Source organism: Streptomyces sp. NPDC030995 (assembly GCF_055571215.1).
Genome location: NZ_JBVIFS010000007.1, coordinates 6,003 through 31,688, shown reverse-complemented (window position 1 = coordinate 31,688; position 25,686 = coordinate 6,003). Strand labels below are relative to the sequence as shown.

At 69.3% G+C, this 25,686-nt stretch carries 13 protein-coding genes and 1 tRNA gene; 6 read left to right on the top strand and 8 right to left on the bottom strand.

Annotation, left to right across the window (positions count from 1 at the left end):
• Window positions 1–210: 210 nt before the first annotated feature.
• Window positions 211–1,860, top strand: coding sequence for a hypothetical protein (locus ACZ45T_RS13750; protein WP_468440721.1), 1,650 nt, complete (start codon window positions 211–213; stop codon window positions 1,858–1,860).
• A 51-nt stretch (window positions 1,861–1,911) separates the two neighbouring features.
• Here ACZ45T_RS13750 and ACZ45T_RS13745 read toward each other — a convergent pair whose 3' ends face one another.
• On the bottom strand, window positions 1,912–2,166 hold the full coding sequence (locus tag ACZ45T_RS13745) for a hypothetical protein (protein WP_468440719.1): 255 nt from the start codon (window positions 2,164–2,166) through the stop codon (window positions 1,912–1,914).
• Between the two features lie 484 nt (window positions 2,167–2,650).
• Complete coding sequence (locus ACZ45T_RS13740) at window positions 2,651–3,145, bottom strand: hypothetical protein (RefSeq protein ID WP_468440717.1); 495 nt, start codon at window positions 3,143–3,145, stop codon at window positions 2,651–2,653.
• A 353-nt stretch (window positions 3,146–3,498) separates the two neighbouring features.
• On the opposite strand from ACZ45T_RS13740, the gene ACZ45T_RS13735 reads away from it, so the two are divergent.
• Together ACZ45T_RS13735 and ACZ45T_RS13730 are read left to right on the top strand one after the other, a co-directional pair.
• The gene (locus ACZ45T_RS13735) at window positions 3,499–10,560 is read left to right on the top strand and encodes an RHS repeat-associated core domain-containing protein (protein WP_468440715.1); all 7,062 of its coding nucleotides are present in this window, start codon (window positions 3,499–3,501) and stop codon (window positions 10,558–10,560) included.
• A gap of 115 nt (window positions 10,561–10,675) precedes the next feature.
• Window positions 10,676–11,407 carry a hypothetical protein gene (locus ACZ45T_RS13730; protein ID WP_468440713.1) on the top strand — a complete coding sequence of 244 codons (732 nt, stop codon included), beginning with the start codon at window positions 10,676–10,678 and terminating at the stop codon, window positions 11,405–11,407.
• 107 nt (window positions 11,408–11,514) lie between these two features.
• On the opposite strand, the gene ACZ45T_RS13725 is transcribed toward ACZ45T_RS13730, so the two are convergent.
• Entirely contained in the window at window positions 11,515–15,855 is a 4,341-nt protein-coding gene (locus ACZ45T_RS13725; RefSeq protein ID WP_468440711.1) for a ricin-type beta-trefoil lectin domain protein, read from the bottom strand.
• Between the two features lie 613 nt (window positions 15,856–16,468).
• On the opposite strand from ACZ45T_RS13725, the gene ACZ45T_RS13720 reads away from it, so the two are divergent.
• A tRNA-Arg gene (locus ACZ45T_RS13720) sits at window positions 16,469–16,541 on the top strand.
• 232 nt (window positions 16,542–16,773) lie between these two features.
• Window positions 16,774–17,622 carry a nitroreductase/quinone reductase family protein gene (locus tag ACZ45T_RS13715; RefSeq protein WP_468440709.1) on the top strand — a complete coding sequence of 283 codons (849 nt, stop codon included), beginning with the start codon at window positions 16,774–16,776 and terminating at the stop codon, window positions 17,620–17,622.
• On the opposite strand, the gene ACZ45T_RS13710 is transcribed toward ACZ45T_RS13715, so the two are convergent.
• From ACZ45T_RS13710 to ACZ45T_RS13690, 5 genes are all read right to left on the bottom strand, one after another.
• Window positions 17,525–18,838, bottom strand: a complete 1,314-nt coding sequence (locus ACZ45T_RS13710; protein ID WP_468440707.1) for an ATP-binding protein — start codon at window positions 18,836–18,838, stop codon at window positions 17,525–17,527. The two genes, ACZ45T_RS13715 and ACZ45T_RS13710, sit on opposite strands and share 98 nt — an antisense overlap.
• 112 nt (window positions 18,839–18,950) lie before the next feature.
• Window positions 18,951–19,613, bottom strand: a complete 663-nt coding sequence (locus tag ACZ45T_RS13705) for a sortase domain-containing protein (RefSeq protein ID WP_468440705.1) — start codon at window positions 19,611–19,613, stop codon at window positions 18,951–18,953.
• A 217-nt stretch (window positions 19,614–19,830) separates the two neighbouring features.
• Window positions 19,831–20,034 (bottom strand): hypothetical protein, encoded by a 204-nt coding sequence (locus ACZ45T_RS13700; RefSeq protein WP_468440703.1) that lies wholly within the window; start codon window positions 20,032–20,034, stop codon window positions 19,831–19,833.
• Between the two features lie 99 nt (window positions 20,035–20,133).
• Window positions 20,134–22,041, bottom strand: coding sequence for an MFS transporter (locus ACZ45T_RS13695; RefSeq protein WP_468440701.1), 1,908 nt, complete (start codon window positions 22,039–22,041; stop codon window positions 20,134–20,136).
• A 109-nt stretch (window positions 22,042–22,150) separates the two neighbouring features.
• Complete coding sequence (locus ACZ45T_RS13690; protein WP_468440700.1) at window positions 22,151–24,526, bottom strand: D-alanyl-D-alanine carboxypeptidase family protein; 2,376 nt, start codon at window positions 24,524–24,526, stop codon at window positions 22,151–22,153.
• A gap of 186 nt (window positions 24,527–24,712) precedes the next feature.
• Between ACZ45T_RS13690 and ACZ45T_RS13685 the strand changes: the two genes are divergently transcribed.
• On the top strand, window positions 24,713–25,447 hold the full coding sequence (locus ACZ45T_RS13685; RefSeq protein ID WP_030390041.1) for a GOLPH3/VPS74 family protein: 735 nt from the start codon (window positions 24,713–24,715) through the stop codon (window positions 25,445–25,447).
• The last annotated feature ends 239 nt before the right edge of the window (window positions 25,448–25,686 follow it).

Sequence of the window (25,686 nt, the reverse complement as noted above, 5' to 3'; positions counted from 1 at the left end):
TATTGATTCAAGCCAATTCCGAACGGCCGAAACACACCCTCGACGCTGGGGGTGATGGCCTGGATCCAGCCACCTTGCGGCGATTTTCAGCCAGGTCTGATCTTGCCCGCAACCCCCCTGACCGGCACCGGCGTCGGAGGTGTGTAGCTTGACCATGATCATTGAACGTGTTCAATCAACCCGGGGGGGCCGGTGCACCGTCACCGCATCATGATTTCCGCTGCCGTCGTCGCGGCAGCGATTGGTTTCGTTCCGAGCACCGCACAGGCGGCCGGCCCGTCCGCGGGCCGCACTCCCGGCGTCACCGCCGAGAGCGGCTCCGCGAAGGCCGAGGCCGCCGCCAAGGCCGCGGCGGCGCAGGGCGCCACCTTCCACAGCCCGAAGGAACGTTCCGTCCGCAAGGGCGCCTCGGCCCAGCAGGCGGCGGGGAGCGCGGTGGACAACCCGGACCTCGGAGTCGACCTCTCCGCCCGCGGCATCAGCACGTACGGCATCGAGCTGACGTCCTACGTCTACACCAGCGTCGCCACCCCGATCACGGTCGAGATCAACTGGGGTGACGGCAAGACCGATTCCGACCTGGTCACCGACAGCGACTTCGTCAAGACGACGCACGTGTACAGCGAGCTCGGCACCCGCACGGTCACCGTCACCGTGAAGGACCTGCGGAGCAACGTCACCGCCACCAACAGCGTGGAGGTCACCACGGTCGGCACCAAGTTCACCCCGCACGCCCCGACCCGGCTGCTGGACACCCGCGACGGAACCGGCGCTGCGAGCGCCGGGGCCGTCGCCCCGTACGGCACGACCCGCGTGAAGGTCGGCGGCAACAGCGGCATCCCGGCCGGCGTGACCGCCGTGGCCCTCAACCTCACCGCCACCAACACCGCCGCCGGCGGGCACATCACGGCGTACCCGGCGGGTACGGACCGGCCGATCACCTCGAACGTCAACTTCGTCGCGGGGCAGACCGTTCCGAACATGACGATCGTGCCGGTCGGAGCGGACGGCTACGTCGAGCTGGCCAACCGCAGCTCGGGGACCGTGGACCTGATCGCGGACGTCACGGGGTACTTCACCCGCGCCGTCGCCAGCGGCTACACCTCGCTGGACCCGTACCGCGTCGTCGACAGCCGGGAGGGGCTGGGCACCGCCGCGGGCCAGGTCGCCGGCCAGAGCACCTTCGCCGTCCCGATCGCCGGCCACGCCGGTGTGCCGTACCAGGGCGTCACCGCGGTGGCCCTCAACGTCACGGTCACCAACCCCTGGAACTCCGGCCACCTGACCGTCTTCCCGGGCGGACAGCAGGCGCCGTCCACGTCCAACGTGAACTTCACCGCCGGCCAGACGGTCGCCAACTCGGTGATCGTGCCGGTCGGTCCGGACGGCAAGATCAACATCCGTAACGGCTCCTGGAGCCCGGCCGACGTGATCGTGGACGTCGTCGGCTACTACAGCCCCGGCAGCAAGGCCGCCTACCTGCCCGTCACGCCGACGCGGCTGTACGACACGCGCGACTGGAGCTTCAAGCTCGCCGGCCAGGACTACGAGCACCTCGCGCTCGGTGCGCACGACCTCTCGATCAAGGGCTACGTCCTGAACACGACGGTCACCAACACCGAGGGCAACGGTCACCTCACGGTTTCCCCGGACCCCAACACCAAGTCCCAGTACGACAAGGGCACCCAGATCACGCCCACCCCGCCGAACTCCTCCAACCTGAACTGGACGAAGGGCGCGACCGTCCCGAACCTGGTCCAGGCGAGCACCGGCAAGAACGGCGTCATCGACTTCTGGAACCGCAGCTGGCAGCCCACCGACCTGGTGGTCGACATGTTCGGCCTGTACGACGAGCTCTGACCGACCGAGCCCCGGGGGCGGCCGCACGGGCCGCCCCCGGGGCGATGGCCGTCACGAAAGATCGGATGCGTCGGAGCGCTTGTGCAACTCCATCCGCTTGTGGCCCCTGTAGGCGAGCAGGCCGATGAAGCAGACCCCGCACGTCCCGGTCAAGGCGGCGAGCGGGGCAGCCGCGTCCGCGTGTCCGAGCAGCACCAGGAGGCCTACGGCTGCTCCGAGGAGCAGAGCGGCGCTCCCCAGAATCCACAGCCATACCTTCAGGGGCCTCAGCAGCCGCTCGATCCGTTCGCTCTCCCGTCGCGCCACGCAGTGAGGGTGGCGGCAATCGGCTTCCGAACGCGGCCCCCTCGCAGGGCATGCGCAAACAGTGGCGGCATGGCCGTTGCCCAGGTGCCGCCTGCTGCCCCGCGGGCTCGGGGCACCGTTTCCAGGGGCCATCGATCGCTCCTCGCTTCGACCCATTGCGATGTCGCTCGATGAGCTTAGACCTGCGACGACGGCCCTCACGGAGGGCTGGATTTGCTCCAGTACAACTCTTAAGGCACCGCCAAGTACCATTCGGTAATGGCCGGGTTGGCCCCTCACGCCCGGGAACTCGCGCTTTACCCTCGCGAGTCATCCGGCGAAGAGGCGTACGACACTTCAAGACCTGACACCGTGCACCGCCATGCACGGACGCTACGTTCGGGTGCATGTCAGTGGCTCACAACGCAGCCGCCGAATCTTTGTGGCCACCCCTGGAAGTGGTGTCACTGCTTGGTGCCCCAGGCGCGGTTGGGCGCGGGAGCCGTCACGAGGAACCCTTGCGGAACCGCTTGGCGAGTGCCGGGTCCGTCTCCCACCACAGGCCGGTCCCGCCGTGCTCCTCTTCCGCGGGCTCGGCGCCCTGAGCGCTCCGGCGCCCGGCGCCGCCGACGACCCGCACCCGGAACAGCAGGCCGGGGACGGCGTAGAACAGCGCGCCGATCAGCAGCATGGAGGCCACGACGTAGAGCCCGGGGACCGAGATGCCGGCCAGGAGCGGAAGCAGGATGGCGGCTTTCAGCCCGGTCCCCTGGGCCGCGACCAGGACGTCCTGCCCCTCCGTCACGTCCACGGTGACGGTGTTGGAACGGGTGCGATCCTTCCCGGCGACCCGAACGGTGTGGGTGCCGACGGGCACGGGGAACCGTGCGGTGGCCCCCTGGTCGACCTGGCCGACCGTCACTTTGCCGACGACCACGCCGAACGTCCCTGCCCGGCCGAGCCCCGGCTGTTCCGCGCGCATCACGATGGTCCCGGACAAGAATCCCCCATTTCGCTGATCACGTGAGAAATCGCGGCAAGTCGCCGGCCCGATAAGCCGACCACAGTCTGCACTCCTGGGGCGTGCCTGTCATTGCACAGGTGGTGGACATAGCCGCATTTTCCTGTCGGCACCCCAATGATTCGGCTGGTCAGGCGGGTTGTCGGTGAGACGCGCGATGAAAGCTTGGCCGTGCCCGCGCTACGGTCTCCCCGGCAAGTCGCATGACTGTGCGACTTCATGGCCACGTATCCATTGGAGAGATGCTCGTGGGGGCTTGGCGTATACAGACGCCGGACGGTAGATCGCTGAGACGGAGATACAGATCCGTGTCTCTTATTGGCGTTCTGTCCATGATCATAACGTTGTTGATGGTTCCGCCGACCGAGGCGTTCGCGGCGAAGCGGCACGGGGAGGTGTGGTCGCCGCCCAATACACCGATTTCGGGGCAGAAGTCGGTCAAGGGGAAGAACCTGAAACCGGGAAAGTTGGCGGCGCCGAAATATCCCGTACCGGGCGAGTGGAAGCCCGCCACCACACCCAAGGCGGCGCCGACCGGATCGGCGACCGTTGCCCTGCCGGACGCGAAGCCGGTTCAGGCCGGGAAATTGCCGGTCAAGGTGGCGCAAGGCGAGCGCAGTTCCGCCAAATCGGTCAAGGTCGAAGTAGTGGAGAGCAGCCGGGGCAATGCCGCGGGTGCGCCCGGTCCGGTGGTGGCTCTGACGGACACCGATGCCACCTCGGGTGACCACCATGTGAAGGTCGCCCTGGACCTGAAGGCCCTTCAGGGCGCCGGATGGGCCGATCGGGCCGGTCTCGTGGCCCTTCCGGAGTGCGCGCTGACGACGCCGCAGAGGGCTGAGTGCCAGAAGCAGACTCCGGTGGCCTCCCGCGTGGACCCGAAGACGGGTGTGCTGGCCGCACAGGTCACGTTGCCCGTCACCTTGGGCAAGGCACCCATGAAGAGCACCCTGCTGGCCGCGAGCGGCAGCCAGGACGCGCAGCCCCGGTACGTCGAGGCGCCCGCGGCCGCACCGTCCACCATGGTGCTGGCCGCGACCTCGACGTCCGGTGGCGCGATGGGCGACTACGCGGCCTCGCCGCTCTCCCCGTCGAACGCATGGGGCGCCGGTACGAACGTGGGTAACTTCACCTACTCGTACCCGATTCAGACCCCGGCCTCGATCGGTGGATCCGGTCCGAAGGTGGCGCTGTCCTACGACTCGTCGAGTGCGGACGGGAAGACCTCGGCCCAGAACGCGCAGGCTTCGTGGGTCGGTGAGGGCTGGGGATACGAGCCCGGTTTCATCGAGCGTTCGTACCGCCCCTGCGACAAGGCCGGCATCACCGGTTCCGGTGACCAGTGCTGGGCGGGGCAGAACGCGGTCCTGAGCCTGAGCGGCCACTCCGGAACCCTGGTGCGCGACGACGCGACGGGTGCCTGGCACCTGCAGGGTGACGAGGGCTCCAAGATCGAGCAGCTCACCGGCGCCACCAACGAGGCGCGGGGCGGCGAGTACTGGCGGCTCACGACCTCGGACGGGATCCAGTACTACTTTGGCCGGAACCACCTGCCGGGCGGCAACAACAGTGACCCGGCGACCAACTCGGTCGCCTACGTGCCGGTGTACTCGCCGAAGAGCGGCGACCACTGCTACAGCTCCACGACCGGCACGGCGTCCTGGTGCCGGGAGGCCTGGCGCTGGAACCTCGACTACGTCGTGGACACCCACCAGAACCTGGTCACCTACAACTACCAGCGCGATCTGAACTACTACAACCGTGGCGGCGGCCAGAACGGCGGCACCGGCACGCTGACCGCCTACGTCCGGGCGTCCGAGGTCACGCAGATCGCGTACGGTCAGCGCCTGCCGGAGCAGGTCGCCGCGAACGGCACCGTGAAGCCGGCCTCGAAGGTGCTCTTCTCGACCGAAGAGCGCTGCAAGGCCTCGGGATCGGTGACGTGCACGACGGCCCAGCGCGTCGTGGCGAACCAGACGAACTGGCCGGACTCGCCGCTGGACCAGGCGTGTGCGTCGAGCGGAACGTGCACCAAGAATTCGCCGACGTTCTGGTCTCCCCTGATGCTCTCGAAGATCAGCACGCAGGTGCTGGTCGGCACGAGCTACACGACGGTCGACGAATGGGCCCTGAAGCACACGTTCCCGGACCCGGGCGATGGCACCAAGCCGTCCCTGTGGCTGTCGTCGATCCAGCGCACCGGCACCAACGGGCAGACAGCGAAGCAACTGCCCGCCGTGTCGTTCACCGCTCGTCAACTGGCCAACCGGGTCGACGGCCTGGTGCCCGCGCAGCCCGCCTTCTACCGGCCGCGGATCCAGCAGATCGCGACCGAGACCGGCGGCCAGATCAACGTGATCTACGCGGACGCGGAATGCTCGCGGGTCAGCAGTCACATGCCGTCCGCCGAGGACACCAACTCGATGGCGTGCATGCCCGTGCACTGGTACCTGCCGGGGTCCTCGTCGACGGAACCGGTGAACGACTGGTTCAACAAGTACCTGGTGACGGCCGTCACCGAACAGGACGCGGTCACCGGCACCACTCTGACCAAGTCGACCAACTACGCGTACGGGGGCGGCGCCGCCTGGCACCGCAACGACGGCGAGTTCGTCGACCCCAAGGTCCGCACCTGGGACAACTTCCGGGGCTACCAGATGGTCACCACGACGACCGGCAGCGGCAACACCGGTGAGGCACCGAAGACCCAGCAGGTCAGCACCTTCTTGCGGGGCATGCACGGCGACTACCTCGCCAACGGCACTGCCCGCAATGTCTCCGTCTCCTTCACCCCCTACCCCGGCGCTGCCGCGACGACGGTGACGGACGACAAGTGGCGCGCGGGCAGCGTGCTCGGCAACCAGAGCTACGACAAGGCCGGCGGCGCCGTCATCAATGCGGCCTCCACCGTCGCGTCGAACGACTCGGTGACGGCGACGCACAAGCAGCAGAACGGCATGCCCGACCTGGTCGCCCGCTACGCGAGCACCAGCACCACCGAGACCGCCTGGGCCAAGCTGGCCAGCGGCTCCTGGCGAACCACCAGCTCGGTGACCACCTACGATCCGGCAAACGGCAACCGGGCGGTCCAGGTGGACGACAAGGGCGACGGCACCCCGACCACGCCCGAGATCTGCACCACCAACACCTACGCGACCAGCACCAACCCTCTGATCCGCACGCTGCTCTCCGAGCAGTCGTCGATCACCGGTGCGTGCGGGACCGCCGCGACCGCGGCCAACACCGTCAAGGCCAGCCAGTCGTTCTACGACGGCCTGCCGTTCGGCCAGGCGGGTGCCACGGGTGATGTGACCTCCTCGCGCGAGCTCATCTCCTACGACGGCAATGGGCAGCCGCAGTACGGCCAGCCGGCCACCGCCTCGTTCGACGCCTATGGCCGTGCGGTCTCGACCGTCGGTCCTGACGGCGTGAGCGCGACGACGGCGTTCGTCCCGGCGACCGGGGCGATTCCCACCCTGGTCACCCTGACCGGACCGACCGGAGCGGCCTGGACCAGGTCCCAGACGTTCGATCCGGGCCGCAGCCTGCCGCTGGTCGCCACCGACCAGAACGGGCGCGCCACGACCATGAAGTACGACGCCCTGGGCCGAGTGACCGATGTGTGGCACCCCGACCGGGCCACCAACCTCGGCGCGAACCTCAAGTATGCCTATGCGATCAACGGCATCACGGCGCCTTCGGTGGTGACGTCACAAACGATCAACGAGGACGGTACCTACTCGACCAAGAACGAGCTGTATGACGGGCTCGGCCGGGTGCGGCAGAGCCAGTCGACGATCGCGACCGGCGGCGCGGGCCGTCTGGTAGCGGATACGGTCTACGACTCGCACGGCTGGGTCGTCAAGACGTCCGCACCGTACTACGACGCCGCGAACCAGCCGAACGGGCAGGTCTTCGCCCCGCAGGACTCGCAGGTCCCGGCGCAGAACTGGTTCACCTACGACGGCATGGGCCGCAAGACCACTGACGCGTTCATGTCCTACGGACAGCAGCAGTGGGTGTCCACGTCCGCCTATCCCGGCGTGGACCGCGTCGACTCGGTACCGCCGCAGGGCAAGGCTCCGACCAGCACGGTCATGGACCTCCGCGGGAACATGACGCAACTGTGGCAGTACCGCGGCAGCTCGGCGACGGGCAACGCGGCGGACGCCGACGTCACCGCCTACACCTACGCCCCTGGCGGTCAGCAGACCGGCCGTACCGACTCCGCGGGCAACAAGTGGACGTACACGTACGACTTCCTGGGGCGTCAGACGTCGGCTACCGACCCTGACACGGGTACGAGCAGCACCACGTACGACGTGAACTCGCGCATCGCCTCGACCGTGGACGCGAGGGGCAACACGCTCGCGTACTCGTACGACGTGCTGGGCCGCAAGACGGGACTCTTCACGGGGAGCGTGGCGCCCGCGAACCAGCTCGCGGGCTGGAAGTACGACACGGTCCCGAACGGCAAGGGCCGGCCCGCCTCCTCCACCCGCTACATCGGCGGGGCCTCGGGCGACGCCTACACGCAGGCCGTCACCGGGTACGACGCGAGGTACCGGATCCTGGGCACCAGCGTGACCATTCCCGCCAAGGAGGGCGCGCTCGCCGGTACCTACACGACGAGCAACGTCTACACGCCGGTCCTCGGGTCGCTGGACCACACCGTCCTGCCGGCGATGGGCGGCCTTCCGGCCGAGGAGGTGTACTACCTCTACGGCAACACCGGTCTGCTGATCGCCTCCAGTGGCAACAGCACCCTGGTGACGGACGTCCAGTACGACGCCCTGGGACGACCCACCCGCACGACGGTGGGCGACTGGGGTACGCAGGTCGTCTCGACCCAGCAGTACGACTGGGCAACCGGACGGCTGGTCAATTCCTTCCTGGACCGGCAGAGCGGCACCACCTCGCTCGACCAGACCGCCTACACCTACAACCCGGCCGGTCAGATCACCTCGGTGAAGGACGTGCAGAACGGTTCCGCGACCGACCTGCAGTGCTTCACCTACGACTACCTCGGTCGGCTCACCAACGCCTGGACCGACACCGCCGGCACCAAGACCAACGCCGCACCATCCGTCCCCGGGATCGGTGGTTGCAACAACGCGGGAGGCCCGGCCTGGACGGGCACTCCGGCCAAACCGACCGTGGGCGGCCCCGCGCCGTACTGGCAGAGCTACGGCTACGACGCGACGGGCAACCGGACCTCACTGGTTCAGCACAATGTCACCGGTGTGACGGCCAACGACATCACCACGACCCAGACCTTCGGCGCGCCGAAGTCCGTCAACACCCCGACCAACGCCCCGAACACGGGCGGCGGCACGGGCGGGCCCCACGGCCTGCTGTCCACGTCGACGAAGTCGGCGAGCGGGACCGTCGCGTCCACCTACCAGTACGACGCGCAGGGCAACACCACGAGCATCACCGACACGAGTGGCACGACCTCACTCACCTGGAACGGGGAGGACAAGCTCGCCTCGGTCTCCAAGACCGGTCAGGCCCAGGGAACCTCGTACCTGTACGACGCCGACGGAAACCAGCTGATCCGCCGCAACCCGGGCAAGACCACGCTCAACCTCGGCGATGACGAGCTCACCCTCGACACCGCCTCGGCCTCGATGACCGACGTGCGCTACTACGGCTCGTCCGGTGGCATCACCATCACCCGTGTCACAGCGCCCACCGGCGGGGGCAAGCTCGTCTACCAGGCGGCCGACCCGCACGGCACGGGCAGCGTCCAGATCGACACCGACGCCGCGCAGACGGTCACCCGGCGCCCGACGGACCCGTTCGGCAACCCGCGCGGCACCCAGCCCGCGCCCGGTAGCTGGGCCGGCGACAAGGGCTTCGTCGGCGGCACGCTGGATCCGGCCACCGGCCTGACCAACCTCGGCGCCCGCGAATACGATCCCGTCCACGGAAGGTTCCTCAACCCCGACCCGATCATCGCTCCGGGCAACCCGCAGCAGTGGAACGGCTACGCCTACAGCAACAACGACCCCGTCAACAGCAGTGACCCGAGCGGCATGTTCTGCGACAGCTGCTCGATGGACCCGACGTCGGCCTGGGCCGACATGCACCCCGGGTGCGCCGGTCTGACCTGTTACAACAACGACGGTTCGGTCGCCTACACGATCACTCCGAGCAACGGCAACGGGAAGACCAGCACGACGCCGTCGAAGACGGTCATGCACACGATCCTGGAGTCGGTCCCCAAGGAGCGCCTGGAGCAATTCAAGGCACACCTAGAGATGATCAAGAAAAATGATCCGGAGGACTGGAACAAGGAAGGTACACACGCGTACAACGCGCTCATGCATTGGGCGAAGATCGCGATCTACGGACCCGCGACCCTCAAGGATCTCTGGGACGCTTCCAAGGGACACCTCGCCGGACTGCTCGTAGGACTCGTGGGCGCGGCTCTGTGCCCGGAGACGGGCGTCACGTGTGCGGTGGCGGTCGGGGCGCTGTCCGGACTCGCCTCACAGTGCGCAACCGACTGCGAGGACAAGGGCGCACTCGCCCTGAGCCTGGCTGTCGGCGCTGCCACCTCGTACGCCGGGGTGAAGATGGGTGGGCTGGGTGGCTGCAGCTTCTCCCCTGATACTCCCGTCCTGCTCGAAGGCGGTGAGTCGAAACCCATTGGTGAGATCGACGAGGGCGATCAGGTCGAAGCGGCTGACCCCACAACCGGCGAGCATGTCGGCGGTCGCGAGGTCACAGCGGTTCACGTCAACCACGACGAGGATCTGATCGACCTCACGGTCACCACCGCGGACGGCCAGTCCTCCGTCGTGCACACGACGGCGAAACACCCGTTCTGGAACGACACCCGCGAGCGGTGGATTCCCGCTGGCGAACTACTGACCGGCGACGCGCTGAAGACCGCGGCGAACACCCGCGTCTACGTCGCGGGCACCGCGGTCGTGCAGGGTGCTGCGGACATGCTGAACCTGACGGTCGCCGAACTCCACACGTTCTACGTGCTGGCAGGCAATACGCCGGTACTGGTGCACAACGTCGGAAATTGCCCTGTCGATGGAATTCCGCACGGTGCAATCGGTGAAGCGGCATCGCTCAATCGACTCCAGACCGGTGGGTACACCGACATCACGCCGCAGGTGCGATTCGTCAACAGCAATGGTGACGTCTTCATTGCAGACTTTGTCGCGAGGAATCCGAGCGGCAACTGGGTGGCAATCGAATCCAAGGTGAATACGGGTACCGTTACAGATAATCAAAGTGTCGGGTATCCGGAACTCACTAACGGCGGGGCGATCCTCGGCACAAGCAAGCTTGAATCGTATGGATTCAAGAATGGTGACCGGATGACGATGCCTCTGGAGATCGACCATTGGACGTGTGGCGTATGTAGCCCTTGATTGAGAATGGGCCCGGAGCGTGAGGCGCTCCGGGCCCATTTTTGTCGAGTTTTACCCGTCCGGCAGTGGGTGGCTCCGCTGCGTAGGCTTTGATGGATGCGACATAATGAGGGTCATGGGTATCAATGAGCAGGGGCGTTCGGCGGCGCATCTGGCTGACCGGCTGATCGGACTTGAAGCCCCCAAGGAAGTCGTTCTGGCTGCCGGCGAGTGGATGGCGCACCGGTTGGAGCAGGACGGCTTCCGTTGGCTCAAAGGCCGAACCAGCCTGGAACGTCACCTTGATGGACGACTTGAGCGCATGCGGCTTGAAGGCAGTCACTGGAACAAGGCCGGGCACCTGATTCAGTTCAGCATCGTAAGCCTCGAAGTTTTCGATGAAGAGCTCAAAGCGTGGAGGCGGTCTCATGCCAGCCGCACGGTTGAGCGCCCTGAAGCCGTAGAGGGGATTGTGTGTGTCACCAGCTTCCTGGATATTTCCCGGGAGCCTACGGCGATTGTCACTCACCCTGCCGATCGACTTGCGGCCATCGATAGGTTGTGCGAGCAAGTAAGAGACGTTGCATTGCCATGGTTCAGCGCATCTGAGGCCCCTGAGACTTTGGTTGCCATGGCCCCGGAGGCACTTCTTCGCCCAACCGGCTTTGGGCAGGATCTACTGGAGTTTCTGGTGAGCCGGGGATTGCTCGATGAGGCAAGGGCACTGATTCAGCGAGTCCTTGCTCTCGGGGACTCGTATCGCGACGCGTTTTCCGAAGGGCGCGATCTTGCCGTTACCGGTGGCCGTCCAGGTTGGCATTCGCCAAATTCGCTGGGGTGGAGTGCCGAGGTTCTGGGGCTTCTCTGAGTTCTGGGCGATCCATGTCGTAGACGGCGGTGGTCGCTGCTCTGAGTTTTCTTCCCGGCGCGAGACGGCCCACGACGGTGGACCGCCTCGCGCCCTGGCCTCTCGGGTCAGGAGTTGGGGGTGATCCCCCAGTACTGGTTGGTGGGGCTGCCGTTGCAGTCCCACAGCACCACCTGGGTGCCGTTCGTGACGTTCCCGTTCGGGACATCCACGCAGCGGCGGGAGACCGGGTTGTAGAGACTCCCGTCGGCGCGCGGCAGGAACTGCTGGGCGGGGTTGGTCTGGGCGGTGCCCCAGCAGGTGTTCCACTGGATGGGCGTGCCGTTGTCACGGCCCGAGTTGGTGGCGTCCATGCAGCCCCCGAAGGGAAGGCCGACGGTGCCGTCGGCCCGGAAGGTCCACTTCTGGGCGGTCGAGCCGTTGCAGTCGAAGATCTGGACGCGGGCGCCGGGGGTGGCGACGCCGCCGTTCTCGTCGAGGCACTTGGCGGCGCTCAGTCCGGAGACCAGCGGCCCCGCGGTGCTGCCCGGGACGGTCGCGAAGGGGTAGAGCGCGACATCCGCGACGGCGCCCTTGAACGGGTTGCTGCCCTTGCCCGCGTTGAAGTACCGGCCGACGACGAGCGAGCCCGTCGGTGCCATCGTGCTGGTGTGCACTCCGGTCGAGGCCAGGGCCCCGTTCACGTACAGGGCCATCTGACCGGTGGTCGCGTCGAAGCTGGCGGTCAGCTTCGTCCAGGCGCCCTGCTGCACGCGGGCGGCCGCGTTGTTCTTGGCGTCCGCGTTGCCGACCGGGTTGGTGTGGTCGTACTCCCAGCCCGAGTCCGTCTTGGACATGGCGAAGGTCCAGTTGGTGACCCCGGGCGAGAAGGTGGCCGGCCAGATCATGAAGTTGCTGGTCGACTTGCCGTCCTGGCTGAGGACCACGCCGTCGGTCAGCTGATCCGCCTTGGCCCACGCGGTGACGGTGAACGACTTGGCGGTGTCCACCACCACTGCGGAGCCGACCTCGCCGTTGTTCGTGGTGCCCGCGGCGGCGTTGAAGACCGCCGCGCTGGTGGCGGCGCCGCCGAGGGTGGCGGGGGCGAATGCCACGTCGCCCTTGATCGTGGCCGGGTTGCGGCCCGTCAGGTCGGGCGTGTGCGTGGTGTCGGTGGCGCTGGTGGGCCCGGCGAGCGGGAACCGGCCGAGCGGACCGCGCGGGTCTCCGATGGTGGCGGCGGTGGCCGCGAGGGCGGTCACCTTGCCGGGCTTGCCCACCGGGTCCCCGACGACGCCCGCCTTGACGACGATCCTGCCGTCCGCGGTCTGCGCGTAGAGGTCGGCGACGCCGTCGCCGTCGAAGTCACCCACGGATCCGACCACGGGGTAGGCCGTCGTGTCGACGCCGGTGGCGATGACGGCGCCCTTGGTCGGGTCGGCGAGGGCCGTGTAGTCGGTGACGCCGGTGGTGGGGTTCTTGGTGATCGGGTAGGCCAGGATCTGGCCGGTCTTGCGGTTACGGGCCCACAGGGTCGCCTGCTTGGCCGTGTAGTTCGTCCCGCCCACGGTCCAGGAGCTGGTGCCGTTGGCCGGGCCGGGACCGATCAGGTCGTAGCCGTCGGTGTTGTTGGAGCCGTCCCACGGGAGGGAGGACAGCTGGGTGTCGGTCTTCTTGAGCAGGACCGCCGCGCCGCTGCCCGGCGGGATCAGCCAGAGCGAGCCGTTGATCACGACGGCCAGCGAGGTCTTGCTGAGGGGGGTGGTGGTCTCGCCGTCGGGGGTGCCGAGCGCGAGGACCTGGCTCACCTGGGACCAGTCCCAGCCGACACCGGCCGGGCAGCCGCTCGGCTGTCCCGCCACCACCGGCGCTCCGGCGGTGTCGACGCAGGTGACCTGCGCCTGCGTGGTGCCGTTGGGGTAGAACGGGGTGCGCTGGGTGTAGTTGCCGTGACCGTCGTTGGTGTAGAGCAGCATCTGCGCGCCGCCGGGCTCGTGCACGATCAGGTCGTCGACCGGGACCTGGCCGCGCAGCGAGGCGCGGTGGGTGACCTGCAGGCCGTTCCAGGTGCCGGTGGGCGAGATGGCGGCGGGGCCGCCGATCCAGCCCGCGTTGGCCGGGTCGCCGGTGTTCTGGACCACGCGCAGGTTGCCGGTGCCGTCCGGGACCGTGATGTCGGGCTTGCCGTCACCGGTCACGTCGCCGAACACCGGGGTGCTCGCCTGGTTCCAGGGCGCGTAGAAGTTGTACGCGTAGGGCTGGCTGTAGTTGCCGGCGTTGTCCTGCGCCTGCACGTAGAGGGTGTTGGTGCCCCAGGTGCCGGGGGTGTACTTGTACGTGCCCTTGCCCGTGGCGGCGTCGGGCACCACGACACCCGCGTCGTTGCAGCGCCAGCCGGTGACCGGGGTCGAGCTGGTGCTGACCTTGAAGCAGGCGAGGCCGGAGGCCGCAGCGCCGGTGGGTACGGGATCGGAACCGCCGAGGGTGAAGGTGCCCTGCTGGTTGGCGTACACCACGGGGTTGGGGGCCGGCGAGCCGGACGGCGGGAACTGTGCGGAGCTGACGCTCACGGTCGGTGCGGTCCGGTCGACGCGGAAGTAGCACCAGGAGGAGTCGGCGGAGCCGAGGCCGTTCGCGATCGGGTCAGCGTCGTAGGCGTTGGCCGTCCAGCCGAACTGGTGGCCGTCCTTCAGTACCGATTCGGGGACGGCGACCTGGGCGGTGTTGTAGCTCCCCTGCCACGAGGACCTGCCCGACCAGCCGTTGGCGGACTCGTTGTCGTCCCACATGCGGAAGTTGGTCCACAGGTTCATCCCGGACGGGGACCAGTTGTTGGCGCTCAGTACGACGCTCTGGTTCGCGCCGATCCACCCCGGGTTGGTCCACGCCTGCGCGCCGCCGCTGGTGCAGTCGTAGCTCGCCGGGTTGCCCTTGGTGTCGGCGTTCGCGAAGCCGGAGCTCGGGCTGGTCCGCGGCCACCAGATGCTGGGCTGGAGGTCGTAGTTGGTCGTGATGTGCGGGTTGTTGGCGATGTGGTGCCGGTAGTACTTGTTGTTCTCGTCGTCGGGCGCGATGCCGACGGTCCAAGTGGCCCACTTCTGGGCGGCCGCCTGCTTCATGTGGGCGGACACGTCGAAGGCGATGGGTCCGATGCCGGTGATCCAGTCCGAGCCGCCCACCTTGGAGCAGCCGCCGAAGGTGCCGCCGCCGTTGCACGGCTGGGTGTTCCAGGTCACTCCGTTGGAGATGCCGCCGGTCCAGTAGAGGCCGAGCGGGGTGTTGGTGCCGCTGGACGCGCCGTCCACGTTCGCGTACAGCGTCGAGCCGTAGACGGTCGGCGGGGCCGGGGCGCCGCTCGGCTGGGTGTAGATCGCCGGGTTGATGTTGATGGCGAAGTAGGCGCGCTCGCGGCCGTAGCCGGTGCAGTCGCTGTATCCGCAGTACCCGGTGCCCAGGGAGCTGATCGCGTCGTAGTACGAGGTGTTGGGGTGGTACTCCTGCACCTGCGCGGAGTGCGCGGCGCCGCTGTCGGCGCTGATGCTGGGGTCGATGTACCAGGGTCCGGTGCCCTTGCCGAAGGTGGCCGGGTCGGGCGTCAGGTCGATGCCGTGTTCGTCGGCCCGGACCGCGATCGGGGACTCCTTCGCCCCGGGGCCCGGGCGGTCCGCGGTGGAGGCGTCGAGCGCGGGGTCGGGTGCGCTCACTCCGGGCGCGGCCGACGGCCCACCGCGTGTGGTGAACTTCGAGCTGACCTTGGGAGGCGTGGGAGCCGCCGGCGTCGAGTCCCACTGGAGCGGGGTGGGGGCGTGCAGCCGGACCTTGCCGCTGTCGTCCTTGAGGCTGATGTTTCCCGCGGAGTCGGTGGAGACCTTCAGCCCGCTGACTCCGACGGGGAAGTGGAGGTTCTTCAGACGGGGGTCCGCCGCCGCCTCGGCCGTCTTGACGACGATGACGTCACGCCAGCCTCCGGCCGGCAGGGCCGTGAGCTTCAGGTCCACGTCCGGCAGCACGTTCGGGTAGGTGGCGCTCGCGCCGTCCAGAACGGGTGTGGTCAGGGCGAACGGTGCGGAGACGGCGAGCTTCTTGCCGTCCGCCGTGGTGATCGTCGCCATCGGGCCGGAACCGCCGCCGGAGAACGTGATCCCCACGGGGCCGACGGCCGGGCTCAGCGTGCCGTCGGAGTTCTTGCGCAGCGTGGCGTCGAGTGCCGCCCAGGACTTGCCGCGCTTGGTGCGCACGGCATGGGTGTTGTCGGTGGTGCTGGCCGTGCCGTCCGGGTTGATGACGGTCAGCGAGGTTTCGGTGGTCATGGCGTCGACCACCGCGGGCTTGCCGGTCGACTTGGCCTTGGCCCGGGCGTCCACTATGCCCTGCTGCAGCGCCGTCAGGGCCGGCTTCGCGTCGGCGGGTGACCCGGCTGAGGGAGTTGACGATCCCTGTGCGGCGTGAGCGCCGGGGGCGCCGAGCATTCCGAGGCTCAGCGCGCTGGTGGCGACCAGAGCGGCCAGAGGGACAACACGTCCTCTACTGGCCGACTTTGGCTGCACCTCAGCCGAAATGGGTCTGAATCTGAACATTGAGGGGCTACTCATCCTCCCGCTGTGTCCGCCGATCGCGCGGACGTTCGACGGGAACGATGGGGGGGCGGGGACGGCCAGTCAAGTGAGGATCAATCCGCGGGAAGATCGCCGGATTTATGCACCAAGAGAATTTGAGGTTCCAGCACGGTAATGGCGCTTTTGCCGCTCTGGTTGCGAGTTGCGGCCTTCCCGGTCGATCACTCCCGGGAACTTCGCGTCGACCCCGACGCCGGCAACACCCGTCGAGGGCGGTGGCCCGAGCGCGACACCCCGCCGCGACGACGGGGGCACCACCTGCACCATGATCGACCTCACACCGGCAGCGTGGTGCGCCCGCTCCCTGACGGCCCCGCCGGTGCGCCGCCGGTGATCACCAGGCGCCGTGAATCGCAGATGCGGATCAAGCACCACCCGCTACACTGACCGCGGCGGCCCGGCCTCACAGCCAGGTCACCGCACCCTGCCGGTAAGCTCGTCTCGGACATGCTTTTCGACAGACCCCGCCTTCGTAGCTCAGGGGATAGAGCACGGCTCTCCTAAAGCCGGTGTCGCAGGTTCGAATCCTGCCGAGGGCACACATCCGAGGCCCCCCAGCCGATTCAGGCTGGGGGGCCTCGTCTTGTTGTGATTTTATGATCCAGGTGTCGTGTGGCGCCGCCCACAGGGATGGGGGCCGGGCGGTGGCTGCGCGGGCATCCGTTTCTCAAGGACCGTGCCCAAGGGCTTGCACGCCGCCGGTCACGGGTGATCTCCCCCAGTTGTTCCGCTGCCGACGCACGCGCACACACCGTGAGGAATCCACACTCCGTGTCATCTTTCAATCACAGCATCATCGAAGAGTTCCGGGCCAACGCCGGCAAGGTCGGCGGGCCCTTCGAAGGCTCCGACCTGATCCTGCTCACCACCACCGGGGCCAAGTCACTCAAGCAGCACACCGTCCCGCTGGGGCTCTTAACCGCGGAGGGCAAGGACGGGCAGCCGCTCGTCGTCGCCTCCGCGGCCGGGGCCGACCGGCATCCCGCCTGGTACCACAACCTGCTCGCACGCCCCCTCGTACAAGTCGAGACCGGGACCACCACCTACGAGGCCGTCGCCGTGCCCGTCGAAGGGGCGCGGCGGGACGAGCTGTTCGCGCACGTCGCACGGGAGGCGCCCGGATACGGCGAGTACCAGGCCAAGACCGAGCGGGTGATACCCGTCGTGGCGCTCCACCGGACCCCCGAACCCGTCACGGACGAAGCCGGGTTGGCCGGAAGGCTGCTCAACATCCACGGCTGGCTGCGGTCCGAGCTGGCCCTCGTACGGGAGCTCGCCGCCGAGGAGGAGGCGCGCGGGGGGCCCATCGCCTCGCTCGGGCTTCAACTGCGCCAGCACTGCCTGGCGTTCTGCCACTCGCTGGAGTCCCACCACGAGGGCGAGAACGGCGGTCTCTTCCCCCTCCTGGAGCAAAAGGCCCCGCAGATGCGGGAGTTCATCCAGCGCATGACCGTCGAGCACGAGCTCATCGCGCAGCTCGAAGGGGAACTGGTACGCGCCCTGGACGCGCCGGGCGCCGGGTTCAGTGAGCGCGTGAACCGGATGAGCCGGGAGCTGGAGGCTCATCTCGACAACGAGGAGAAGGAGTTGCTCCCGGTACTGCGGGCCCTGGGAGTGTGACCCGGGCCTCGGCGCCGCCGTCCGCCTCCCGGTTGCGGAAGGCGAGGGTGGCGCCGAGGGCCCGTGCCTGGCCCGCGGCGATGGTCAGGCCCAGCCCGTGGCCCTTGTTCATGCCCTCCGTACGGAACCGCTGCGGGCCGGTCGTGAGGAGGTACTCCGGGTAGCCGGGTCCCGAGTCGGCCACGGTCAGGGTCCGGCCGTCCACGGTGACCGTGACCGGGGCCGCGCCGTGGCTGTGCGCGTTGGCCACGAGGTTGCCCAGGATCCGCTCCAGGCGGCGCCGGTCCGTCTCCACCCGCAGCCGGGAGACCACCGTCAAGGCCGTGTCGGTGCCGGAGGCGCGGATCGTGCGCGCCGCCACGTCGGCCAGGTCGCACGTCTCCAGCTCCACGCGTTCGCTGCGCGTGTCCAGCCGGGAGATCTCCAGCAGGTCCTCGGTCAGCGCGCGCATGGCCCGCACCCGGTCCCGTACGAGCTCGGCCGGGCGGCCCGGCGGCAGGAGCTCGGCGGCCGCGTTCAGGCCCGTCAGCGGGGTGCGGAGCTCGTGCGCGACGTCCGCGGTGAACCGCTGTTCCGCTTCGAGCTTGCGCTGCAGCGACGAGGCCATGGTGTCCAGGGCCCGGGAGACCGCCGCCACCTCGTCCTTGTTCCGCGGGCTGTCGCCGACCCGGGCGTCCAGGTCGCCGGCGCTGATCCGGCGGGCCACCTGCGCCGTCAGGTGCAGCCGCCGGGTGATCCGGGTGACGCCGAACGCGCCCATGAGGAGGGTGCCGCCGATCGCGAGCACCGAGGAGCCGAGGATGGCCCGGTCCAGTTCGGCGATGGTGCGCTCGCTGGCGCGGAAGTCCACGGACACGGCTATCGCGGTGTCGTCGGCGGCGGGCCCCGCCGCCCACATCGCGGAGCGCCCGCGGTGCTCGCCGACGGCCGTGCCGCGCTTGCCGCCGACGGCCAGGGCGCGCAGCTCCGGGGGCAGGCCTGCGGGGTCGATGCCCTCGCCGCGCGGCATGCGCGCGCCGGTCTCGTAGGCCTGGATGGTGCGCTCCAGCTTGACCAGCGCCTTCTCGCGGGCGGTGCCGACGGTCTGGCGGGTCATGGCGCTGTGCACGAGGCCGCCGAGCAGCGCCGCCAGCCCGCAGCACATGAGGGTGATGAAGACCGCGGCCTTCCAGGTCAGGGTCGAGGTCCACGCGGGCAGGCGCAGCCGCACTCTCATCAGTGGAGCTCCCCGTTCATGATCCTCAAGGCCTGTCGGTCCTCGGTCAGGCCACCGTAATGCGCCAGCCCCGGCGGCCGGCAGGCGGGATCACGACCACCGACCGGAGGGATCAGGCCACCAGGTCCGCGTAGAAGATCACGTTGTTGGTGCGGTGGCCGTCCTTCAGCTCGCCGCCGCACGTCAGCAGGCGAAGCTCGGGCCGGTCGGTGCGCCCGTAGACCTTGTCGGTCGGGAAGTCCTTCTTGTTCACGTCCTCGATCTCGCGGATCTTGAACTTGGCCGTCGTCCCGTCCTCGCGCGGCACCTCGACGAGGTCCCCGAGCTGGATCTTCTTGACGTCCTTCATCAGCGCCGGGCCGTGCTTGGTGTCGAAGTGCGCGACGAGGACCGAGACGCCCTTCTCGCCCGGGGTGACCCCCTCGGTCCACCAGCCGGGGCTGTCGGCGTCGGTGTCGGCGTTCGGCACGCCGAGCTCGCCGGAGTCCGCGTCCACCGTGAGGTCGACCATCTTCTTCGCGTCCACACCGGCCGCGTCGATCTTCATTCCGGTCGGCCTGGACCGGGGCAGGGCCGGGGCGGCGCCGCCGGTGTCGCCGGTGTCGGCCACCGGGGCGACCGTACTGCCGACCTTGGGGTCCGGCGGCAGCTTCGCCCCGCCGCCGCACGCCGCGAGGCCCCCGCAGACCAGGGCGGCGAGGGCGGAGGCGGCCAGGGCGCGGCGGGTGCGGTGGGTGCGGCGACGGGGGCGGACGGGGGCAAGGGCGCTGGTCATGGCACATGACGTTACGAGGGCCGCGTGTGGGTATTCCGTCGGGAATGTAACGGTTGCCCGGCCGCTCCCCGGCGAAGCTGTCGCGAGGCGCCAGGCAGAGGGGCGGGAGGCAAAGGGGCAGGGGCAAAGGGGCAGGAGCCGCGCCACGATGCACGAAGCCCTCCCGGTCGGACCCGGAAGGGCTGTGCCACCTCGAATGCGCTTCCCCGCGCGGGGGTCAGCTCAGGCCACTGCTGCGCTCACCGATACGGTCGCCCTGCGGAGTGCCGGCCCGCTTGAGCGCGGCCTTCGTGTGCAGTCCGCCCTTGACCTTGCTCCGCACCGGTCCACTGAAGCCGTGACCCGGCGCGCGCGGCGGCTGTGCCTGCTCCTGCGCCTTCGCGATGGCCGCCCGGACGTCCTGCTTCTGCTCTTTGTTCATCCCGTCGTCAACTCCTCAAAGAAGCACCCAATCGGACTACTGGGATCGTATGCAGATATGCCGGGCAACGCACCCGGACCGGACGTAAAGGATTCTGGATCAAGGCCGGGGCGGCGCCGGCCGCTCCGACGGCCCCAGCGTGGCGTAGATCAGCTCCTCCGGGCACGGCGTCCCCCGCGGCAACTGGTACTTCGCCGCCACCCGGTACTCCCCCGGCGCCGGGGCCAGCAGCTCCGTCCACACGTCGCCGGCCTCGTCCGGAGCGGCCTTGAACAGGCACCCGGCCGTGTTCCCGTACTGCTTCGGAAGGGCGCTGCCGCTCCCGCCCCGCGCCTTCGAGGCGAAGGTCTCCTGCGGCGGCGCGACCGGCTTCCCCGCCCCGTCCACCAGCCCCAGCCACGGCGAGTGCGGGATCCGCACCAGCACCCGCCCGGCCTGCTTCACGTCGATGACCAGCCGGTCGGCGCTCGCCCGCACCACGGTCGCGGGCCCGGCCACGAGGTCCGTCGGTTCGTGGACCTTGAACAGCTGCCAGTTCGTGTCGCCCCACACCTGCTGGAGGTACGGGAGCCCCTCGCGCACCAGCTTCGCCTCGTCCTCCCCGCCCGAGTCGGGTTTGTCGGCGGGCAGCACCACGTAGTGCACGGCCCAGCGCTCCAGCCAGGCCCGGTAGCTGTCGGCATCGAGGGTGTCGTCGTAGAAGAGCGGATTGCGCTCCAGGTCGGCCTGCCGGTTCCAGCCGCGCGCGAGGTTCACGTACGAGGGGAAGGCGGAGGACTCGCGGTGGCTGCTGGCCGGGACCACCTCGACCCGGCCGCGGTCGGCGCCCGCCTTCTGGAGCTGGTCGACGAGCGGGGCCAGCTCCCGGTTCCAGGCGGCCACCGGGGTGGTGCGGACGATGTCCGTGATGCTGTTGCCGGTGATCCAGGCGTTCATGCCCACGAAGGCGAGCAGCACCCCGTACCAGCGCCGCGAGCGCGGGACCTCGTACGGGAGGGCCGCGAGCAGCACGGCCCCGCCGAACAGCATCACCAGCCGGGTGACGTTCGAACCGACTTGGGAGTCGATCGCCCAGGTCAGGAAGACCCCGACGGCATAGACGGCCGAGGCGATCCGGACCGTCTTCCACCGCTTCGGCACGAGGAACAGGATCAGCAGCGCGAACACGAACGGCAGCCCGGCCGAGCCCAGCTTCATCGGCTGCGTCCCTGAGAACGGGAACAGCCACGCCGACAGCCCGACCACGGCCACCGGAGCCAGCCCCAGCGCGTACGCACCCGGGCGCCGCCGGCTCAGGAACAGCGCGGCCGCGACCACCCCGAGGAACAGCCCGGCCACCGGGCTGGCGGCGGTCGCGATCCCGGCCAGCGGAGCCGCCACCGCGGCCTTGGCCCAGCGCCGCTGCGACCACTTGCGGGGCCAGCAGAAGACGGCGGCGACCGCGCCGAGCGCGAACATCGCGCCGAGGCCGAAGGTGACGCGGCCCGACAGGGCGTTGCAGAGCAGCCCGTACACCCCGGCCAGGGCGGGCCACAGCGGCTCGCGCACGGCCCTGCGGCAGCGGGTCAGGATCAGCGCGAGCAGCCCGGCCGAGACGGTGCCCGCGATCATCATCGTGGTCCGGACACCGAGCACGTGCATGACGTACGGCGAGACCACGCTGTACGAGACGGGGTGCATGCCGCCGTACCAGGCGAGGTTGTACGCCGAGTCGGGATGGCGGCCGACGAACTCGGCCCAGGCGTCCTGCGCGGCGAGGTCGCCGCCGCTGTTGGCGAAGCTGAAGAACCAGACGACGTGCAGCACCCCGGCGAGGACGGTGGCGACGGTCACCGGGTGCCGCAGGGCCCAGTCGAGACCGGCCCGGACGGGACCGCGGGGCCGCGTGGCGGCGTCGGCGCCGCCTACGGCGGCGGCAGCAGGCTCGGAGCCGCCCCCGTCGGCTTCGCCATCGGCGGCCGGCGCGCTGGCCTCCCGGCGCCGGCCCTGCTGCTCAGCGGTGGTCACTGCCGCACTCCCCAACACATGAGTCCACACCCGCACACGTCCCGGTCCCAAGACGCGGTCCGGCGCCCCGAGGTTGCCCGGGGCGCCGGATCCACGCTCTCACCTGCACTCAGCCGACGCGCGTCAGCTTGCTCCCGAGGCCCGGCGCGGCGAGGTCGCTCTGCAGCGCCACCGGCACCTTCACCTGGCTGGCACCCTCACCGACCGTCAGCACACCGATCTCGGTACCGGCCTTCGCGGTCTGCGGGATCTTGCCGCCGCCGTCCGCGAGCTTCACGTTCACGGTGAGCGAGGCCCAGCCGACCGCCTGCACGTCGGCGGTGGCCACGACGGGCGTCCGGCCGCCGAGTCCGTCGTCCACGTACCCGACGACTTGGCCCTTCTTCACGACGGGCGCGCCCTCGAGGGACTTCTGGGTCGCGATCATGAGCTGCTTGCTCGCGGCGAGCACGCTGTCGATGATCGGCGACTTGTGCTGGCCGAGGACGGCCCCGACGATCAGCTGGTTGGTGTTGCCGACCTTCTTCTGCGCGGCGAAGAGGAGGTTTCCGCCCGCCTTGGTCGTCGTACCGGTCTTGATGCCGAGCGAGTCGTTGTACGGGACCAGGCCGTTCCAGTTCCGCCAGCTCTTGCCCGACGGGTCGACCCAGCTGGGCTTCTTGGTGATGTCCAGCAGCGTCTCGATCTCGACGAGCTTCAGGCCCAGCTTCACCTGGTCCTCGGCGGTGCTCACCGTGGTCGCGTCCAGACCCGAGGGGTCCGTGTACGTGGTGTTGGTCATGCCGAGTTCCTTGGCGGTGTCGTTCATCTTCTTGACGAACGCCTCCTGGGAACCGGAGTCCCAGCGCGCGAGCAGCCGCGCGATGTTGTTGGCCGACGGGATCATGAGGGCGGCGATCGCGTCGTACTCCGAGATCTTGTCGCCCTCCTTGACCGTGTCGAGGGTGGACTCGTTGTTGACCGAGTCGTTCTTCTTGCCCTCGGTCTCGGCCGTCTTGTCGACGTCGATCATCTGACCCTGCTCACCCTTCTTGATGGGGTGGTCGCGCAGGATGATGTACGCCGTCATCGACTTGGTGACGCTCGCGATCGGCACCGGCTTCTGCTCGCCGGACTGGCCGAGCGTGCCGAGGCCCGCGGCGGCCATGTAGGCCTGCCCCTCGCCGGGCCAGGGCAGCTCGGGCTTGGAGCCGCCGAAGGTGTACGAGGACTTCGCGGTCATCACGAGCTTCGGCTCGGGCAGCGGGCGCACCAGCTGGACGATGCCGAGGACGATCGCCAGGACCACGACGAGCGGGGCGTAGATCTTGAACCGCCGGACGGCGGTGCGCATCGGGCTCGGCGGCGGGGGCGGGTTGTTCGTGAGGTCGGCCAGCATGTCGAGCGGCGGCCGGGGCGGCAGCGGCTGCTGCGTGGTCCGCTCGGTCCGGTCGGCGGCGGCCGGCGGCGGCGCGACAGGGCGCGACGCCTTCGGCTGCTGCCCGGCCTCGGGCTTCGGCGCGGCGCCCTCGCCCTCGGGGCGCAGCGGCACGAAGGTGCTGCCCTTGGGCGCCGCGGGCTCGGCGGGCGCGGGCTTGGGCGTTGCGGGCTTGGGCGTTGCCGGCTTGGACGTTGCGGGCTTGGCGGGCGCGGGCTTGGTCAGCGCGGGCTTCACGGCGTCCGGCTTCACGTTGTCCGGCCTCGGAACCCGGAAGACCGCGGTGCGCTCACTGTCGGCCGGCTGCTCGGAAACGGAATCCGGCTTCGGGACCCGGAAGACCGCCGTCTGCTCGCTGTCGACGGGCTGCTCGGCCTTCGGCTTCGGCTTCTCCGAAGCCGGAGCGGAATCCAGCTTCACTGCACGGAAAACGGCGGTGCGCTCACTGTCGGCAGGCTCTTCGGCCTTCACCTCGTCGGCCGAGTCTGCGGCAGAACCGGAAGCGGAAGCAGGCTTCACCGCACGGAACACGGCAGTGCGCTCACTGTCCGCCGGCTCCTCGGCCTTCACCTCATCGGCCGAGTCGGCAGCAGAAGCGGAAGCGGAATCCGCACTGACCGACGCGTCGGCGCCGGGCTCGTCCGGATCGGCATCCGCATCGGCGTCGTCAGCCGTGGCAACCCACGCCGCCACCGCCTCGCGCAGCGGATCCGGCTTGCCGGCGTCGGTCTCGACCTCGGGCTCGGTCTCGGGCTCGGCATCCGGCTCGGGTTCGGGCTCGGCATCCGGCTCGGCATCCGGCTCGGGCTCGACACCAGCCTCGACCTCGGCCTCGGCTTCCACCTCGGCTTCGGCCGCCGCTTCAGCTACGACCTCGCGCTCGCCCTCGGCCTCAACCGCGGCCTCAACTTCGGCCTCGGCCGCGACACCTGCTTCGCCGGCGCCGGCGACACCGTCCTCGGGATCCCTCGGCCGGAACACGGACAGCCTCGGATCACGCTCCGCGGACGACTTCGCCGCCCCCGGCGCACCTTCATCTACCGACTTGTCGGGGGACTCGCCCGCCACCGTTCCTCCTCCATCGCCGCCACGTCCGGCTGTCCGAATGTCTAACAGTGTCCCGTCTCGGGAGCATCGCCCCCGTGCTAGACGAGAACGACATAGCTGCGGGTTCCCCCACAAAGCGGCCACGCGCTCTCGACAGATGAATGTGAGAGGCGTCACCCTGTCACTCATCCACGCGGGGAGGCATGGATGGGCAGGAGCCGCAGAACAATTCCGGAGGAGCTTCTGCTGCTCGCCTTGGACCCGGCCACGGGTACCACGGCGCAGCCGCAGTCGCTCGACCTCGGCCTGGCCGGGGCACAGCTAGTGGAGCTGGCTCTGGCAGGACGGATAGCCCCTGATGGGGATCGTATCGCCGTGGTGATGCCACGGCCGACAGGAGATCCGACTCTGGACTCCGCACTGGAACTGCTGCGCAGGCGCGGCAGCCCGGTTCGGGCCGTCCACTGGATCGGCGGACCCCGACTGGGGCTCCGTCAGATTTACCTCGCGCACCTGGAGCGGTGCGGCATGGTTCATGCCGTCGCGGGACAGATGTGCGGGGTGTTGCCGACGACTCGCTACCAGGCGACGGACACGGAGATCAGCCGGGAGATCCGAGCCCGGCTCGACAGTGCGATCCGCACCGGCGTCCCGCCGGACCCGCGGACCGCGGCGCTCGCCGCACTGGCCCACGCGGTCGGACTCGGCAAGCACCTGTACCCCGGCAACGAGGGGCGGTCGTCCAGGTCCCGGCTGCGGGACCTGATCCGGCACGACCCGATGGGCGGACTCGTGGCGCATGCCGTGATGGACGTCCAGAACGGTGTGGCTGCGCAGCCACGCCGTGACCGCGCTCCGGCACCGCCGGCCCGGGCCACGGCGAGCAGCGTCCCGCTGCAGCCGCGCCGGACCGGTGCGATGGCCCGCGCGGCCGCGCACTGATCCGGAGTCCCACCAGCTCCACCAGCTCCACCAGCTCCACCGAAATGCCGGCTCGACCAGTTCGACCGCTCTACCGCTCGACCAGCTCCATCGCAACGCCATCGCCATGACCGGCGTCCGTAAAGACCCGGTCCGGGAGCCGCCAGCGCGGGGGGGGGGGGGGGGGGGGGGGGGGGGGGGGGGGGGGGCAGCGGCGTACATGACTGCCCTGCCACCCTACTTCCCCACACCCCCTCCCC

Bases quoted from the DNA above. Each gene is read 5' to 3' on its own strand.
- ACZ45T_RS13750 (WP_468440721.1), top strand. From the start codon at position 211: ATGATTTCCGCTGCCGTCGTCGCGGCAGCGATTGGTTTCGTTCCGAGC.
- ACZ45T_RS13735 (WP_468440715.1), top strand. From the start codon at position 3,499: ATGATCATAACGTTGTTGATGGTTCCGCCGACCGAGGCGTTCGCGGCG.
- ACZ45T_RS13730 (WP_468440713.1), top strand. From the start codon at position 10,676: ATGGGTATCAATGAGCAGGGGCGTTCGGCGGCGCATCTGGCTGACCGG.
- ACZ45T_RS13725 (WP_468440711.1), bottom strand. From the start codon at position 15,855: ATGCTCGGCGCCCCCGGCGCTCACGCCGCACAGGGATCGTCAACTCCC.
- ACZ45T_RS13710 (WP_468440707.1), bottom strand. From the start codon at position 18,838: ATGAGAGTGCGGCTGCGCCTGCCCGCGTGGACCTCGACCCTGACCTGG.
- ACZ45T_RS13705 (WP_468440705.1), bottom strand. From the start codon at position 19,613: ATGACCAGCGCCCTTGCCCCCGTCCGCCCCCGTCGCCGCACCCACCGC.
- ACZ45T_RS13700 (WP_468440703.1), bottom strand. From the start codon at position 20,034: ATGAACAAAGAGCAGAAGCAGGACGTCCGGGCGGCCATCGCGAAGGCG.
- ACZ45T_RS13685 (WP_030390041.1), top strand. From the start codon at position 24,713: ATGGGCAGGAGCCGCAGAACAATTCCGGAGGAGCTTCTGCTGCTCGCC.